The organism is Paramesorhizobium salinisoli (assembly GCF_003335045.1).
Taxonomy (GTDB): Bacteria; Pseudomonadota; Alphaproteobacteria; order Rhizobiales; family Rhizobiaceae; genus Paramesorhizobium; species Paramesorhizobium salinisoli.
Genome location: NZ_QOZG01000009.1, coordinates 93,313 through 107,943, shown reverse-complemented (window position 1 = coordinate 107,943; position 14,631 = coordinate 93,313). Strand labels below are relative to the sequence as shown.

The window sequence follows — 14,631 nt, the reverse complement described above, 5'->3', positions numbered from 1 at the left end:
CAGTGGTCTTCCAGTTCGAAAAATCTGCCGTTGCCTATCGTTATCTCCCGCTATGCCGCTTGTCTGGTGCTTTTGCTGGAAGCGCGATCAAGAATGTCGAGAAAAGTCGCAAACTGCCGCTCCGGGTCCAGTTGCGGGCGCTCCGAAAATGTTTTTGCCGCTTGCGAGAGCCGCTGATATTCACGGTCATCGTTCCAAAGCCGCCTGATCACTTCGACCCATTCCTCCAGCGGCGCATCGTAATCGAGCACCACACCACCATCGCCGATCGCCTCCGGCAATCCGCCGCGCCGCGATCCGACGACCGGGATGCCACTGCAATGCGCCTCCGACGCGACACGGCCCCACGCCTCCTCCCATTTGCTGGGCGCAAGCAGTATTTTGGTGCGCCCATAAACGGTCTTCATGTCGCTGGTACGGTTTTCCAGCCTGACGTTTTTGAGCGGCGCGATCGTCTGTTCGATCTGCGCCCGATGGTCCGCCTCAAGCTTCCAGCTCTCCACGATCAAAAAGGGAATGTTGGGGCATTGCTCGGCAATGCGCATGGCAAGCTCGAATCCCTTTTCATTATAGGGATTGATGAGGGTGACATATTCCGCAGTTGTCTGGGTTGTATAAAGATCGGGATCGATCGTCGGCGGGATGACCGTGGCGTCAATCCCGAATTCTTTCTTGTATGCCTCGGCGGTAAACTCGGAATTCGCGATATAATGGGCCGAAGGCAAATCGCGCAGATCGCCTGCCAATTCATGAAATTCGACGTTTCTCAGATACACTACCAGCGGAACATCGAGGGACTGCAGCGCCCTGCCGATCGGCACAGACTTATGACACTGCACGACCGCAACCTGCGGCCTCAGACGTTCCACGGCAAAGCCGACAGCCTCCCAGGGAAACCAGGCACGGACCACGGGATATCCGGGAAAATTGTCGATAGCCGCGCGTTGCCGAAGCAGCTTCATCTTGGCCCGCGCCTTGAAGCCGAAAACCCCGTCACCGAACAAAGCGGCCAATACGGACGCTTCATGACCCTGGGCGCGTAACTGCGTGACCAGGTGGTGGGTGCTCGATTGCACGCCACCATTGAATTCCGGATAATAACCGTTGCCGCCTGCAAACAGAACTTTCATGGATGTTTTCCTCGTTCTTCCTGGCGTCCTACACCAGCGCCTGCTCCTTCGGCGCAAGCGGGTCCGCCAACACGCTTGCAACCGCTTTTCTGCCAATGCTGTGATATTCGAGCCCATGACGGGCCATGACCTCGGGATCATAGAGGTTTCGCCCGTCGAAGATGAGCGGCGCCTTCAATGCCTCGCGCATCTGCTCAAAGGACGGCGCGCGAAAGATCTTCCATTCTGTTGCGATCAGCAGGGCGTCCGCACCCCGCAGCGCGGCTTCCTTGGTCCCACAAAGCAGCAAATCATCACGCTGGCCATAGATGTTCTGACATTCCTGCATTGCCTCGGGATCGAAAGCCTGGACCAAAGCGCCCGCCTGCCACAGCGCCTCCATCAGAACCCGGGAAGGCGCTTCGCGCATGTCGTCGGTATTCGGTTTGAAGGCCAGGCCCCAGAGCGCGAATGTCCTGCCCTTGAGATCGCCGTTGAAATAACGGTTTATCTTTTCAAACAGGACCGATTTCTGCTCGTCATTGCGCTCTTCAACCGCCTTCAGCACCCTGGGCTCGAAACCGACGCCTTCCGCAGTCTTGATCAGAGCACGGACATCCTTGGGAAAGCATGAGCCGCCATAACCCAATCCTGGATAGATAAAGTCATATCCGATGCGCGGATCGCTGCCGATGCCTCTGCGCACCGCTTCGATATCCGCGTCGAGCCGCTCAGCCAGATTGGACATCTCGTTCATGAAACTGATCTTGGTGGCTAGCATGCAATTGGCTGCATATTTGGTGAATTCGGCGCTGCGTACATCCATCATGATGATGCGATCATGATTGCGATTGAATGGCGCATAGAGTTCCCGCATCACTTTCTCGGTTTTTTCGCTGCCGGTCCCAATGATGATGCGGTCCGGCTTCATGCAATCGGCCACGGCCGAGCCTTCCTTGAGGAATTCCGGATTCGAGACGACGTCGAATGCGAGATCTTCGCGCCCCCGCTCCTTCAATATTCCCGCAATTTTGGATTTTATCCTGTCGCAAGTGCCCACCGGCACTGTCGACTTGCTGACGATGATCTTCGGCGCTTCCATTTCGCGTCCGATGACTTCGGCAACGGCCAGCACATATTGGAGATCGGCCGACCCGTCCTCGCCTGGGGGGGTCCCGACCGCGCTCATCAATATCCGGCCGTGCTTGACCGCCGCCGCTGCATCGGTGGTAAATCGGATGCGGCCCGCCGCGTGATTTTCCCTGACAAGACCATCAAGGCCCGGCTCATAGATGGGAATGATCCCCTGGTTCAGCCGCTCCACCTTCTCGGCATCGACATCCACGCATGTCACATCATGCCCGACCTCGGCCAGCACCGCCGCCTGTACCAGGCCGACATAACCAATTCCAAAAACTGTCAGATTCATCTCTGTCTGTTCCTATGCAAGGCGCCGGATCTTTGATCCGATCGCTATAGATCTTAAGCCAAAGGCTCAATATCGCTATACGGCATCGCCAAAAGGCGCAGAAATCAACACAATGAAAAATGCGGCTGATGAGCCGTATCAAATTCGATGTCGAACTGCCCTATCCAGAGGAATTTGTCACGTGCATTTCCAGCCGCAAGATGAACGGCACATGAACAACGATAGGAAAAAGATGCTGCAGCGCAATACAACATCTTTACGCCTGTGAAATACTTTGTGTGTTGGCTTCCAATAACAGTCATATTTTTGACGCATATTTTCAGGGCCGGCGGCTTCCGTCAGAACGCCAAAGCCGCCGGGAACGCTATCCTGCACACCATCACCCTACGACGACTCTGGGGTAATTCAAACAAATTGTGGGCGCTCGGCGTGTGATCGCTATCGCCCATCAGGCTATGCGCTTAATATGGAAGTGTCGTTTCGGGTTTGGGACGCACGCTTTCGAGTGGAGATGCGCGCCCTTCCAAGGCTGCCAAACTCCTGCAAGATTAGAGCTGGAGAAACGACCGCCACAAGCTCCAGGCGCCGAATTCGAGCATCGCGAGAAAGGTCAGTACCATGCCGACGGATCGGCCAAGACCCCATCCCGTCCGGAGAATTTGGGTGGCATGGGCGATCCGGCCCGCGACCAGGAGGGCACCCCCGGACCAGAGCGCTGCGCTGGGCATCCCGAGAACTTCCGCGCATCCCATCGCGAGCAGCGCGATTGGCACGGTCTCGGTATAGTTACCGTGCGCCCGCATTCGTCTCAGCAAGGTGTCATCACCGCCGCCCAAGAAGCGAATCCCGGTTTGCACGCGGCGCATGCCAACAATCCAGGTCAGCGGCACCTGCGCGATCACGAACAGGCCAACGAAGATGGGTGTGATTATGATCGGCAAGTTGCCCCCTCTTCTTCCCGACGCTGCGCAGGACCCACGCAATCAGCGAGGTCATGAAACGGCTCCGCATTCGGTAACTTGCGAATTGCAAGCGGTTCAATGGATAGCAGTGGAACTTGCGATTTGCAAGTCGAAAACAAGTTCTCTACATTGTCGTCATGGCGAAGAAGTTGGATGAATGGCATGGCTGCCCAATGCGGTATGCCGCCGCAATGATCGGTGACCGCTGGAAGCTGCTGATCCTCAGGGATCTCACATTGAAGGGCGCACGCCGGTATCGCGACTTCCTGGACGCGGGTGAAGGCATTGCGACGAACATCCTGGCGTCGAGGCTGGTCCAGCTTGAGGATGCCGGCATCGTGAACCGGGAGCAGGATCCCAAGAACGCCGCGCGCACGATCTACTCGCTCACCCCCAAAGGGACCGACCTTATACCGACACTGCTTGCGATGATTGCCTGGTCTGCTCAATGGGACCCCGAAACTGAGGTCCCTGCGAGTTTTGAGCGCGCTCTAAGATCGGACGCTGAAGCGCTCGCACATGAAATCAGGGATAAGTTGCCCCAGTTCGCTGGCGAATAGCGCGCTGGCAGAAGCCTAAGGCGCAGTGGCGGTGACGTGCAAGCGATCGCAGGAATCCCTCCTGCCTCTCCGCATCGTCCCCGCGTCAACCTTTTGAGTCCAGCTCACGCAGCAGAGCTTCGTGAAACCGGTCTGGCGCCTCGACCTGTGGGGAATGTCCAAGATCCGGGAATTCGACAAGCCTGGCGTTGGGAATTGCCGCGGCAGCCTTGCGTCCGAGTTCAGGATAATTGCCGAGACGTTTGGCGATATCCCCCGGTGCCCGGTTGGCGCCTGGCGCCGTGCGGTCCAATCCACCGATGAAGAGCACGGTGGGCGCTGCTATACGGCCGAACGCATGGACCACAGGCTGGGTGAAAACCATGTCGGAGGTCTGCGCCTGGTTCATGGCAACGATCTCCTTGCCTGGCCCGGCATACATCCCTGCAAGCATCGAGACCCAGCGGTCATATTCCGGCTTCCAGTTGCCGTTGTAATAGAAGCGCTGCTGATAAGCCTTGATGCTGCCGAAGTTCGTCTTCAACTCCCCCTGATAAAGCTGGTCGATGGTGGCATAGGGGACGCCCTCGGCCTGCCAGTTCTCAAGGCCGATCGGATTGACCAGCACAAGCTTTTCGACGGCTTCAGGATAATTCATGGCGTATCTCGCAGCCAACATCCCGCCCATCGAATGGCCGAGGACGATGGCACGCTCGATGCCGCGCGAGGCAAGCAACGCGTTGGTGTTGGTCGCCAGTTGATCGAAGCTGAATTGATAGCCCTCCGGCTTTGTCGATGCGCAGAAGCCGATCTGATCGGGCGCGATGACGCGATACCCGGCCTCAGTCAATTTGGTGATCGACCTTTCCCATGTCGCGCCGCAAAAATTCTTGCCGTGCAGGAGCACAACCGTCTTGCCATTGGCCTGGCCGGTCGGCGCGACGTCCATGAATGCCATCGAAAGATCCTTGCCTTGAGAGGACAAGGCAAAGCGCTCAACCGGATGGGGATAGGCAAAACCCTGCAATTCGGGACCATAGACCGCCGGCGGACTGGCGGCCAATCCCACAGGTGAAGAAAGACAGATGATCGTCGCAACAAGCACCGCTTTTGTTTTCATCGGATGTCCTCGTCCTCATAAACAATCGGCAGACCGGCGATAGCATTTTGTGCCCGGTTCTGTCTGCAGGCCAGCGCGTATATCGCATCATATGCGGTGGCGCTGTATTACATCTGCCTGTCCTTCACGTTCGATGGGCCGCCGGATCGTCGGGATTCTGGTTCCGAACGCCTCCTTCGCGTCAATGTTCCAGATGACCAGGCGCAGCGCCTCCATCGGAGGCGCTCTCAATTTTCCATACCGATCCGGATTCAGGGGATAATGCAGCTGCCGGCAACGGGAGGTCGGGTTTGACAGCCGGCACATGCCGCTGATTTCGTGGTGTTATGGGAACCTATATCCAAAACAAAGGTTGGTATTTTCCGCAGGCCGGGAACCTCGGCGAAGCTCCCGGTCATCGCCCAGCAATGGAAAGCCGCGTCGAATGCTGGATGTGAAAAAGGCTGGAGAAGCGTCGGTAAACGCTCCAGGGGGCAATAAGGATATCTGGTTCTTTGCCCGCGTCTTTCTTCTCGGGTCGGGCTTCGTCGCCGCCCTTTTCGCGTTGTAGCAACTCACCTATCTCATATTGCTCGCTTTCGGATCGGTCCTCGTGGCCGTGGTCCTCAAAGCCTTCGCCAATCTTATCCAGCGGTACACGCCACTGACAGCAAGCTGGGCGCTCGCCTTGGCGGTCGCCATTGTTGGCGTGCTGATCGCAGCTTTCATCTTCATGCTGGGCGCTCAAGTTAAAGTGCAGGTTGCTCAGTTGTTCGAACGCTTTCCCGAACTGATCGACAAGACAGAGGATGCGGCAGGAATCAGCGGTTTGCAGGAACGGATTGAAGACTATGCACGGCGGATGATCGACGGCACGTCCCTTGTCTCGCGCATCACCAATTATTCGTCGCTTGTGGCGAGCGCCGCCGTCGACATCGTGCTGCTTCTTGTGGCCGGCATCTATCTGGCAGCGAACCCCGATCTTTATCGCCGGGGTGTGATGCTGCTTGCCGCGCCCGGCATACGCCGCGAAGTCGCTGAGACGCTGACTGCCCTGTTCGATGCCCTTCGGCTCTGGCTCATGGGGCAGTTGCTATCGATGTTTCTCGTCAGCGTCCTGATTACCGCCGGGCTTTGGACCCTGGGGGTGCCATCGGCTCTCGCTCTTGGCCTGATCGCCGGTCTGCTGGAATTTGTGCCGGTTATCGGTCCAGTGCTTGGTGTCGTTCCCGCAGCCATTGTCGCCCTGTCGGAAGGTCCCACGACCGTTGCCTGGGTCATAGGCCTTTACGTGCTGGTGCAGCAGATAGAAGGAGCGGTTATCATGCCTCTCGTTCAACAGCAGACGGTCCAGCTTCCCCCCGCACTCAGCATTTTCGCCATTATAGCCTTCGGCTTGCTGTTCGGCCCTCTCGGCGTGCTGTTCGCAACGCCGCTGACCGTCGTCTGCTTCGTTCTTATCAAGAAACTGTGGATCCGAGATACGCTGCATGAAGATACCGATCTGCCCGGCGAGACGTAACGCGGGCTTTCTCATGAACATTTGCTGCCTTTGTCGGTTAGGACGATTTGCAACGCGTTATGTCGGAGACAAGGGATGAAACGATTTGTGCTTCAAGTCACGGCCCTGACCTTTCTGCTACTGCCGCAGGCCTACGCGGCCGAAGGCGACACCGCCAAGGCGGCCTTGGAGGGCAAGGGCATTACGGGAACCGTCACCATGACCCAGACCTCGTCGGGCATCATCCATATCGTGGTCGATGCCAAGGGTGTGCCGCCGGGGCCGCACGGCATTCACATCCATGAAACCGGCAAGTGCAATGCAGCCGACGGCTTTGAATCCGCCGGCGGACACCTCGCCCGCGGCCTCCAGCATGGTCTGCACGTTGAGGCAGGACCGCATCCCGGTGATCTGCCCAATGTCCATGTCCAGGAAGATGGCGTACTCCAGGCCGAGTTCTTCACCCGCGACTTTGCATTGGGCAGCGATGGGGAGCAGCGCCTCGCCGACGATGACGGATCCGCGATCGTGCTGCATGCCGGGCCCGATGATTACAAAAGCCAGCCCTCGGGCAAGTCCGGCGATCGCATCGCATGTGGCGTGATCAACGAATAGGACGCGCAATGGGCGTTAACACCCTGAACGACCAGAAAGGACTGACATGCAGACGAAACTTCTGGCAGAGAACGGCGGACAACGCACATTCGCGGTCGTCCTGGAAACAGGCGATGAATTGATGGCGTGCCTGAAGAATTTCGCCAAAAGCGAGAAGCTTTCCGCAGCTCAGTTTTCGGCAATCGGTGCGTTCAGCGATACGGTGGTGAGCTATTTCGACTGGGAAACGAAACAATATCTCCGAAATCCGGTAAAGGAGCAGGTCGAGGTCGCCTCGCTCAACGGCGATATTGCACTTAACCCCGACGGCAGCCCGGCCATTCATATCCATGCGGTGCTTGGCAGGCGCGACAGCAGCGCCATTGCAGGCCATCTGGCGGAGGCCCATGTCCGCCCCACCCTCGAAATCGTATTGACGGAATCGCCGGCCTATCTCAGGAAAAAGCACGATCCGGAGACAGGCCTGGCTTTCATCCGTCCTGAGGCGTGAGTGCGCTCAGGCAAGATCTCCGCCGTCAATACCGAAGACATGGCCGCTGACATAGGAACTGGCGTCGCTGGCGAGGAACAGGACCATTGCTGCCACTTCCGCCGGTGTCCCGACGCGCCGCATGGGATAGGGCGCGACCAGTTGCTCGGTCGTCACCTGCCAATCTCGCCTGACACGCTCGAGCATCGGCGATTCGATCGGACCGGGGGCAATCGCATTGATGCGAACGTTGCGGCCATATTCCTGCGCGGCGGCACGCGTCATGTGGATCACAGCCGCCTTGGAGGCGCCATAGGCGACGATGTTCGGAAAGGCATGGCGGCCACCGATCGAGGCCGTGTTGATGATCGAGCCTTTAGAACGTACCAGATGCGGCAGCTGGTATTTCATCGCCACGAAAACGCCGCGCAAATTCGTGGCTATCTGGTCATCGAAGCCGGCGATATCGGTGTCGGCAATCGGCGCGGGGGGCAGGTCAATGCCCGCATTGTTGAAGGCGATGTCCAGCCTGCCGTAGCGTTCCAGGGTTTCGGCGACGAAACGCTCCATCTGCGCAGCGTCCCGGACATCCGATTTGATATAGACAACGGCGCCGCCCTCCTGGCGGATACGCTCCTCCACCTCACGCCCCATGGCTTCACGCCGGCCATTGAACGCCACCTTGGCGCCGGCGGCAGCGAGGGTTGCGGCGGTCACCGCGCCGATGCCGGATGTGCCGCCAGTGATGATCGCAACCCTGCCTTCCAGCAGGCCGGGCATCTGTGCGGACGCAGGAGACGCGGTCAGTCCTGCTGCCGCGGTCGCGGTGGCGGCAAGCATGCCGGTGACGATGTGCCGACGCGAAAGCGTCGGATCGAAAGAATTCTGTTCGCTCATGGCTCGTCTCCTGATTGTTGACAAGAGAGGTTAAGTGAAAGCACCGCATCGATAAATTGGGGTCATCTTTCAGCACTTTAAAGTTTATGTTAATAGTGGATATGAGCCAGCCCAACGACCCCTTCTCCGGCCTTTCGGCCTTTCTGGCTGCGGCGCAGACCGGCGGCTTCACTGCGGCGGCCGCGCGGCTGGGCGTCTCGCCGGCAGCTGTCAGCCAGGCTGTAAAGGCGCTGGAAGCGCGGCTCGGCACACCGCTGTTCATCCGCACAACGCGGCGCGTCGGTCTGACCGAGGCAGGAGCAGCCCTCTTTGCCAGGGCAGCCCCGGCTGCGGCCGAGATGGCGGCGGCCATCGAAGCGGCAGGCGCAATGGGCAAGGAACCCTCCGGTTTGCTGCGCCTGACGGTGCCGCACATGGCGGTCCCGCTGATTATCGAGCCCACCTTAGGCATCCTCAGGCGCACGCATCCGAAAGTCGCGGTCGAAATCGCTGTCGAGGACGCCACCGTCGACCTGACAGCGCGCGGTTTCGATGCGGGAATCCGCATCGGCGAATATATCGAACCGGGTATGGTCGCCGTGAGGCTTACCCGCGACATTTTCTGGTCGGTCGTGGCGAGCCCCGATTATCTCGCGGAGCATGACCGTCCGCGACAACCCGAGGATCTGACCAGCCACGAGGCGATCCGCTACCGTTTTCCCAGCTCCGGCACGATCTACCGATGGGAATTCGAGCGCGACGGCAAAACACTTTCCGTCGATCCCCGGGGCAGCGTCATCGTCAATGACGGCGCGCTTCTCATTTCCAGCGCCCGCGCCGGCCTCGGCCTCGCCTATGTCGCCGATATCGCGGTGGAGACGGAACTTGCAACAGGCACCCTCATTCGGGTGCTGGAGCCGTTCCTACCGAAAACACCCGGCCTTTTCCTTTATTTTCCGCAACGCGCCCAAACCCAGCCGAAGCTGCGCGCCTTCATCGATCTGGCTAGGCAGGTGCTTCGCCCCTGACTGAACTTTTGAGCGGGCAGCCGCTCAAAGCGGCAGCGCGAATGTCTGCTTGACCGTCTGGCTCGGCACATCCGTCTTGACGTTCTGGATGCCATTCTTGCGAGTCAGATGGGTGGACTGGAATCGCCTGTAGTCATCGAGATCGGCCACCACGACGCGGAGCAGCGCGTCGCTTTCTCCGAGCATGATATAGCACTCGACGATTTCGGGAAGCCGCCGCATGGCAGCTATGAAATGGTCGATCGTTTCGGCATCCTGCGCCGTAAGCCAGACACGCGCGAACATCGATAACTGCAACCCCACCTTGGCCTGATCGACCACGGCGACATAGCGGCTGATGATGCCCGCATCCTCAAGCAGCCTGACCCGGCGCAGGCAGGGAGACGGTGATAACCCCACCCGTTTTGCCAGCTCAATATTTTGCAATCGTCCGTTCTGCTGTAACTCGCAGAGAATGCGCTTATCGATTTCATCCAGGATCATTGGATTCCACGCTTGGATTTTATGCATTTTCGGATCTTTGATGCCAATCATTGATGTATTTTTGGCATCTTCGCAACCTGATTGCCCGGCGGACCGGCTAGGCTGTTTCCGTGAAACGCCTGAGGGAGATAAGGGAGACGGCCATGGACTTGGAATGGATTGCCGCGGTATCGAGCTTCGCAGTCGCCATGGCGGGCACGCCCGGACCGAACAACATGATGGCGACGGCATCGGGCGCGAATTACGGCTTTCGCCGGACGATGCCCTTCATCTGCGGTGTCACGATCGCGGTGGCAGCTATCATTCTGGTCGCCGCCGCTGTGGGATCCCCCCTCATGGCCGATTCGCGGATGCGCGGCATCGTCAAGTGGGCAGGGCTGTTCTATCTTCTCTGGCTTGCCTGGCAGATCGGCAGCGCGCGGCCTGAAATGAAGAATCCCGGCGACTGTAAAGACACCGGGGACAGGCCCCTCACATGGATGCAAGGCGCATTGTTCCAGCTGGTCAATCCGAAACTATGGGCCATGGTCGCCGGAGCCGTGGTGGCCTATGGCAGCACGGCTCACGACCACGGCACCCTTGCGATCGCTCTCGGCTTCGCTTTCATCTTTGGGATAGCCACCTTCGCAAGCACCGCCGCCTGGACCTTGGTCGGTCTTGGCGCCGGGCGCTTCCTCCGGACAGAACGGGCAATGCGCCTGTTCAACTGGAGCATGGCCTTTATGCTTGTCATGTCATTGGTTCCTGTCCTGACTGAATGAGTGTTTGTCTTCATACAGCTGAACAATCCCCTACAGGCGGCGAAGGCGCCCCCCGGCGGCTAGTGCCTCGACATATTGCCGTTCGGCGGCAAAGGGGTGTAATTCCCACCCCACATGATCGAACCCGGTCAGCACGACGTCGTCATCCGACGTTGCGAAATGGGAAATAATATCGGCGATGACGACCATGCCGCTCGATGGGGCGACGTAAGGTTGCGACCCGAAGCGGGTCAGATCCTGGTCCAGTTGTTCATGCACCGAAACAGGAACAATGCGATGCGAGCGGCTCGTTTCCCGGGAGAAGCGTTCGAAACCGGCGGTATAATCGTCGCAGAAATCACCGAGATCCGGATAGGTTTTTATCAGTTCCGCACGCATTTGCGTGAATTTCGCACCGGATCGCACGCTCCAGATCTCGCGCGCCCGTTGCACCGCCTCATTAGACTTCCATTGGCCGCCCTCAAGCATGATGCGCGCCGGACGCCCCGTATTGCAGACGGCAACGATATCGGTCCTCGTTCCACCGGCGCCGACAGAGCGGCAATCGTTGAAGCGGATCACGAGATCACCCGCATCGATCATGGCGCCCGCACCTGCCGGCACGGTACCATTTCCCACGACCATGATGATGCGGCCGGTCTTCAACGCTTAACGTTCCGATGACAGGAGGATCTGCTTGAGCTGCTTTGTGCGCGAGCGGGTCAGTCGCGCAAGGCAGGAAGACACCAGCATCGGTTCCATCGTACCACCTCGCGCTTCGAGACCGGCGAGTTCGCACTGGCGGTCTCGGTAGCTGATCCAGGCGCGCTGTGCCTGTCTCAGCGCCTCCAGCGCGCTGCCTGAATCGCCATTGGCTTGAGGACCTGCCTTGTCCTTGGCCTGCATCGCCGCCACAACCTGCTTATAGACCTTGTTGAGCTCGGCGTCGGCTGCTTCATAGGCTTGGCTGGCACAGCTATCCATTTCCGCCTGCGTCAATGCATTGTTGCAATCAAAATTGTTCGTCTCAGCCAAAGCAGGCATGACGCCAAGAAAAAGCAGGCCGGCAACAGTTGCGTTTCTCATCATCACAATAAAGCTTTTCACCACATTCAGGGGCGAAACCAAAGGTCTGACACCCACCATATCGCGGGAACACTATTCTCTAAAGCCATTGGAGTCCCCCTGGGGATCAAAAATGTGAGAACTGGCGTGATCGCTCCGACAAATCGGCGTCGCCCTCATCGCAACGTATTTCAAGACCGGCTAGCCGGCAACAAACGCCTGCATTTGTTTTAGGCAAGCCAGAACCGGGCTAAGAGAGTGGCTTGACTGGCTTTTGAAAATACCTTCCACTGCACCAATCCTGAATTGGTACGCGGAATGGTGCAGCTTGAAACCCGCCCCCCATAACAATTCCAACTACGCGCTGGACCGCATCCGCGAACTGCTGACGGCAGGGCAGTTGGATGCTGAAGGGCGATTTTTGACCGAGCGGTCGCTGGCGGAAATGCTGGGTACCGGACGCCGTGCGGTAAGGCGGGCGCTGGAGGTTCTCGAGTCGGAGGGACTGATCTGGCGCAGGCAGGGCGCAGGGACCTTCGTGGGAGAAAAGCCCGAAAACCGGAACGTTCAATTCGATGCCCTTGTTGCCGGCACGGATTTCATGGAAATCATGGAAGTGCGCCTTCGCATCGAGCCTCAACTGGCCCAGCTTGCCGCCATGCGTGCAAAGCCGGGAGAAATCGATCGCATGCGGAAGCTTGCCCGCAAGATCATCGAAAGCGAGGACGCGGATGCCCGGGAGCTATGGGACGGCTCGCTGCATCGACAGATTGCACAAAGCGCAGGCAATCAGTTGTTCCTCAGCATCTTCGATGTCGTCAACCGCGTCCGCCAGGACGATGCATGGCAGGCTATCCGGGAGCGTGCCCGCAGCACGGGTGACACACTGAACCTCTCTTTCGCACAGCACCTCAGCATCATCGACGCGATCGCTGCGAAGGATCCAGCACGGGCAGGCGAAGCCATGCGCCAGCATCTCCTGATGCTGCAGGAGCGGCTTATTCGCGCGACATCGCTTGAATCGACCCTTGAACATGCAGGAGGCAATTCCTTCAGCGAGGCATCCTGATTGCGAGACGACAATCCAATGCCGGCAGTGCCGGCCAATAAGAAAACAGATCAATAAACCAAATCAGAGGGTAGAACATGAACAGACTGACGACACTGACGACATTGACGACGGCACTTCTGACGGTTGCTGTCATTGGCTTCCCGGCAACATCCGCCGAATTGCGCATCGGCATGCAGGACGATGCAGACGTTCTCGATCCCGCACAATCGCGTACCTTTGTTGGGCGTATCGTCTACACGGCGATGTGCGACAAGCTCGTCGATATATCGCAGGAGATGAAGATCGTCCCACAGCTTGCCACCGCGTGGAACTGGTCCGCAGACGGCAAAACGCTGACGATGAAACTGCGCGAAGGCGTCAAGTTCCATGACGGCACGCCGTTCAATGCGCAAGCCGTTGTCGCCACGATCGAGCGCAACATGACGCTTCCGGAATCCCGCCGCAAAAGCGAACTGGCTTCGGTGGAGAATGTGGAGGCGAGCGGGGAGTACGAAGTCAAGTTCACGTTGAAAAGCCCTGATGTAACGCTGCTGGCCCAGCTTTCCGACCGCGCCGGAATGATCGTCTCGCCGAAGGCCGCAGCGGAACTCGGCGCCAATTTCGGCAATCATCCCGTGTGCGCCGGGCCGTTCAAATTCGTCGAGCGGATCCAGCAGGACCGCATCGTGCTGGAGAAGTTCCAGGATTACTGGAACAAGGACCAGGTCTTCCTCGACAAGATCACCTATCTGCCCATCCCCGATACCACCGTTCGCCTTGCCAACCTTAGAGCCGGCGATCTCGACATGGCGGAGCGTATTTCCGCATCGGATGCCGCGTCCGTGAAATCCGACCCTGATCTCGCCTATGCCGATGTCATCGGACCCGGTTACATGGCGCTCTACGTCAATATCGACAATGGCCCTCTGGCCGATAATCCTTTCGGCAAGGACAAGCGACTGAGGCAGGCTTTCTCGCTGTCAATCGATCGCGAGGCGATCAGCCAGATCGTGTTCGAAGGCACCGCGATGGCTGGCAACCAGCCCTTTCCGCCGAGCAGCCCATGGTTCAACAAGGCGCTTCCGGTTCCCGCTCGCGACGTGGAAAAGGCAAAGGCCCTGATGAAGGAAGCCGGCCATGAGACCTATGAGATCGAGCTTCAGCACGCCAACAATACGACCCAGACGCAGATGATGCAGGTGATCCAGTCCATGGCGGCGGAAGCGGGTTTCAACGTCAAGCTCAAGGCAACCGAATTCGCGACCCTTTTGTCCGAGCAGACGGCGGGAAATTACGTCTTCTCCCGTTCCGACTGGTCGGGCCGCATCGATCCCGATGGCAATATCCACCAGTTCATCACCTGCAAGGGTGGCATCAACGACGTCAAATATTGCAACCCGGAGGTCGACAAGCTTTTGAATGATGCACGGGCTTCCACCGACGATGCCGTGCGCAAAGAGAAATATGACGCCGCCGGCCTGATTCTAAACGACGATATGCCGATCGTCTATCTGGGTCATCAGCCCTATGCCTATGCGATCGACAAAAGCGTAAGCGGCTTCGCGCCGTCACCCGACGGCATGATCCGCTTGGTCGGCGTTAAAAACGAAGACTGAGCTTGCATTAGTCCTAAATCGGAATCGATTTAACGATGAAATCGTACAA

17 protein-coding genes are annotated in these 14,631 nt (G+C 58.4%); 9 read left to right on the top strand and 8 right to left on the bottom strand.

Annotated elements, in window-relative coordinates:
- Positions 1 to 50 precede the first annotated feature (50 nt).
- From DUT91_RS19660 to DUT91_RS19650, 3 genes are all read right to left on the bottom strand, one after another.
- On the bottom strand, positions 51 to 1,130 hold the full coding sequence (locus tag DUT91_RS19660) for a glycosyltransferase (RefSeq protein WP_114442202.1): 1,080 nt from the start codon (positions 1,128 to 1,130) through the stop codon (positions 51 to 53).
- A gap of 28 nt (positions 1,131 to 1,158) precedes the next feature.
- A complete protein-coding gene (locus tag DUT91_RS19655) occupies positions 1,159 to 2,538 on the bottom strand; it encodes a UDP-glucose dehydrogenase family protein (protein WP_114442201.1) in 1,380 nt (459 codons plus the stop codon).
- A gap of 548 nt (positions 2,539 to 3,086) precedes the next feature.
- Positions 3,087 to 3,479, bottom strand: a complete 393-nt coding sequence (locus DUT91_RS19650) for an MAPEG family protein (RefSeq protein WP_114442200.1) — start codon at positions 3,477 to 3,479, stop codon at positions 3,087 to 3,089.
- Between the two features lie 158 nt (positions 3,480 to 3,637).
- Here DUT91_RS19650 and DUT91_RS19645 point away from each other — a divergent pair, with 158 nt between their 5' ends.
- Positions 3,638 to 4,060 carry a winged helix-turn-helix transcriptional regulator gene (locus DUT91_RS19645; RefSeq protein WP_114442199.1) on the top strand — a complete coding sequence of 141 codons (423 nt, stop codon included), beginning with the start codon at positions 3,638 to 3,640 and terminating at the stop codon, positions 4,058 to 4,060.
- Positions 4,061 to 4,145: 85 nt separating this feature from the next.
- Here the strand turns inward: DUT91_RS19645 and DUT91_RS19640 are convergent, their stop codons facing one another.
- The gene (locus tag DUT91_RS19640) at positions 4,146 to 5,159 is read right to left on the bottom strand and encodes an alpha/beta fold hydrolase (RefSeq protein ID WP_114442198.1); all 1,014 of its coding nucleotides are present in this window, start codon (positions 5,157 to 5,159) and stop codon (positions 4,146 to 4,148) included.
- Between the two features lie 424 nt (positions 5,160 to 5,583).
- Here DUT91_RS19640 and DUT91_RS27205 point away from each other — a divergent pair, with 424 nt between their 5' ends.
- The 4 genes from DUT91_RS27205 to DUT91_RS19625 all read left to right on the top strand — a co-directional run bounded on the left by DUT91_RS27205 (position 5,584) and on the right by DUT91_RS19625 (position 7,744).
- Positions 5,584 to 5,709, top strand: a complete 126-nt coding sequence (locus DUT91_RS27205; RefSeq protein WP_281032626.1) for a hypothetical protein — start codon at positions 5,584 to 5,586, stop codon at positions 5,707 to 5,709.
- Positions 5,710 to 5,727: 18 nt separating this feature from the next.
- Positions 5,728 to 6,660, top strand: coding sequence for an AI-2E family transporter (locus tag DUT91_RS19635; RefSeq protein ID WP_281032625.1), 933 nt, complete (start codon positions 5,728 to 5,730; stop codon positions 6,658 to 6,660).
- Positions 6,661 to 6,735: 75 nt separating this feature from the next.
- Positions 6,736 to 7,254 carry a superoxide dismutase family protein gene (locus DUT91_RS19630; RefSeq protein ID WP_114442197.1) on the top strand — a complete coding sequence of 173 codons (519 nt, stop codon included), beginning with the start codon at positions 6,736 to 6,738 and terminating at the stop codon, positions 7,252 to 7,254.
- Between the two features lie 46 nt (positions 7,255 to 7,300).
- Entirely contained in the window at positions 7,301 to 7,744 is a 444-nt protein-coding gene (locus DUT91_RS19625; protein ID WP_114442196.1) for a PPC domain-containing DNA-binding protein, read from the top strand.
- A 6-nt stretch (positions 7,745 to 7,750) separates the two neighbouring features.
- On the opposite strand, the gene DUT91_RS19620 is transcribed toward DUT91_RS19625, so the two are convergent.
- Positions 7,751 to 8,620: an SDR family NAD(P)-dependent oxidoreductase gene (locus tag DUT91_RS19620; protein ID WP_114442195.1), complete on the bottom strand. Its 870-nt coding sequence runs from the start codon at positions 8,618 to 8,620 to the stop codon at positions 7,751 to 7,753.
- Between the two features lie 101 nt (positions 8,621 to 8,721).
- Between DUT91_RS19620 and DUT91_RS19615 the strand changes: the two genes are divergently transcribed.
- Positions 8,722 to 9,627 (top strand): LysR family transcriptional regulator, encoded by a 906-nt coding sequence (locus DUT91_RS19615; protein ID WP_114442194.1) that lies wholly within the window; start codon positions 8,722 to 8,724, stop codon positions 9,625 to 9,627.
- 24 nt (positions 9,628 to 9,651) lie between these two features.
- Here the strand turns inward: DUT91_RS19615 and DUT91_RS19610 are convergent, their stop codons facing one another.
- Complete coding sequence (locus tag DUT91_RS19610) at positions 9,652 to 10,110, bottom strand: Lrp/AsnC family transcriptional regulator (protein WP_114442273.1); 459 nt, start codon at positions 10,108 to 10,110, stop codon at positions 9,652 to 9,654.
- Between the two features lie 143 nt (positions 10,111 to 10,253).
- On the opposite strand from DUT91_RS19610, the gene DUT91_RS19605 reads away from it, so the two are divergent.
- A complete protein-coding gene (locus tag DUT91_RS19605) occupies positions 10,254 to 10,871 on the top strand; it encodes a LysE family translocator (protein ID WP_114442193.1) in 618 nt (205 codons plus the stop codon).
- Positions 10,872 to 10,901: 30 nt separating this feature from the next.
- Here the strand turns inward: DUT91_RS19605 and DUT91_RS19600 are convergent, their stop codons facing one another.
- Both DUT91_RS19600 and DUT91_RS19595 read right to left on the bottom strand, forming a co-directional pair.
- Positions 10,902 to 11,516, bottom strand: a complete 615-nt coding sequence (locus tag DUT91_RS19600) for a glycosyltransferase family 29 protein (RefSeq protein ID WP_114442192.1) — start codon at positions 11,514 to 11,516, stop codon at positions 10,902 to 10,904.
- A gap of 3 nt (positions 11,517 to 11,519) precedes the next feature.
- Positions 11,520 to 11,939 (bottom strand): lysozyme inhibitor LprI family protein, encoded by a 420-nt coding sequence (locus DUT91_RS19595; RefSeq protein ID WP_114442191.1) that lies wholly within the window; start codon positions 11,937 to 11,939, stop codon positions 11,520 to 11,522.
- A 304-nt stretch (positions 11,940 to 12,243) separates the two neighbouring features.
- On the opposite strand from DUT91_RS19595, the gene DUT91_RS19590 reads away from it, so the two are divergent.
- Complete coding sequence (locus DUT91_RS19590; protein ID WP_200835021.1) at positions 12,244 to 12,984, top strand: FadR/GntR family transcriptional regulator; 741 nt, start codon at positions 12,244 to 12,246, stop codon at positions 12,982 to 12,984.
- 77 nt (positions 12,985 to 13,061) lie between these two features.
- On the top strand, positions 13,062 to 14,582 hold the full coding sequence (locus tag DUT91_RS19585) for an ABC transporter substrate-binding protein (protein ID WP_200835020.1): 1,521 nt from the start codon (positions 13,062 to 13,064) through the stop codon (positions 14,580 to 14,582).
- The last annotated feature ends 49 nt before the right edge of the window (positions 14,583 to 14,631 follow it).

Excerpts from the sequence above, each read along its gene's own strand:
- DUT91_RS19595 (WP_114442191.1), bottom strand. The coding sequence starts at position 11,939 with ATGATGAGAAACGCAACTGTTGCCGGCCTGCTTTTTCTTGGCGTCATG.
- DUT91_RS19630 (WP_114442197.1), top strand. The coding sequence starts at position 6,736 with ATGAAACGATTTGTGCTTCAAGTCACGGCCCTGACCTTTCTGCTACTG.
- DUT91_RS19605 (WP_114442193.1), top strand. The coding sequence starts at position 10,254 with ATGGACTTGGAATGGATTGCCGCGGTATCGAGCTTCGCAGTCGCCATG.
- DUT91_RS19645 (WP_114442199.1), top strand. The coding sequence starts at position 3,638 with ATGGCGAAGAAGTTGGATGAATGGCATGGCTGCCCAATGCGGTATGCC.
- DUT91_RS19640 (WP_114442198.1), bottom strand. The coding sequence starts at position 5,159 with ATGAAAACAAAAGCGGTGCTTGTTGCGACGATCATCTGTCTTTCTTCA.
- DUT91_RS19585 (WP_200835020.1), top strand. The coding sequence starts at position 13,062 with ATGAACAGACTGACGACACTGACGACATTGACGACGGCACTTCTGACG.
- DUT91_RS19610 (WP_114442273.1), bottom strand. The coding sequence starts at position 10,110 with ATGATCCTGGATGAAATCGATAAGCGCATTCTCTGCGAGTTACAGCAG.
- DUT91_RS19620 (WP_114442195.1), bottom strand. The coding sequence starts at position 8,620 with ATGAGCGAACAGAATTCTTTCGATCCGACGCTTTCGCGTCGGCACATC.
- DUT91_RS27205 (WP_281032626.1), top strand. The coding sequence starts at position 5,584 with ATGCTGGATGTGAAAAAGGCTGGAGAAGCGTCGGTAAACGCTCCAGGG.
- DUT91_RS19625 (WP_114442196.1), top strand. The coding sequence starts at position 7,301 with ATGCAGACGAAACTTCTGGCAGAGAACGGCGGACAACGCACATTCGCG.
- DUT91_RS19655 (WP_114442201.1), bottom strand. The coding sequence starts at position 2,538 with ATGAATCTGACAGTTTTTGGAATTGGTTATGTCGGCCTGGTACAGGCG.
- DUT91_RS19660 (WP_114442202.1), bottom strand. The coding sequence starts at position 1,130 with ATGAAAGTTCTGTTTGCAGGCGGCAACGGTTATTATCCGGAATTCAAT.
- DUT91_RS19615 (WP_114442194.1), top strand. The coding sequence starts at position 8,722 with ATGAGCCAGCCCAACGACCCCTTCTCCGGCCTTTCGGCCTTTCTGGCT.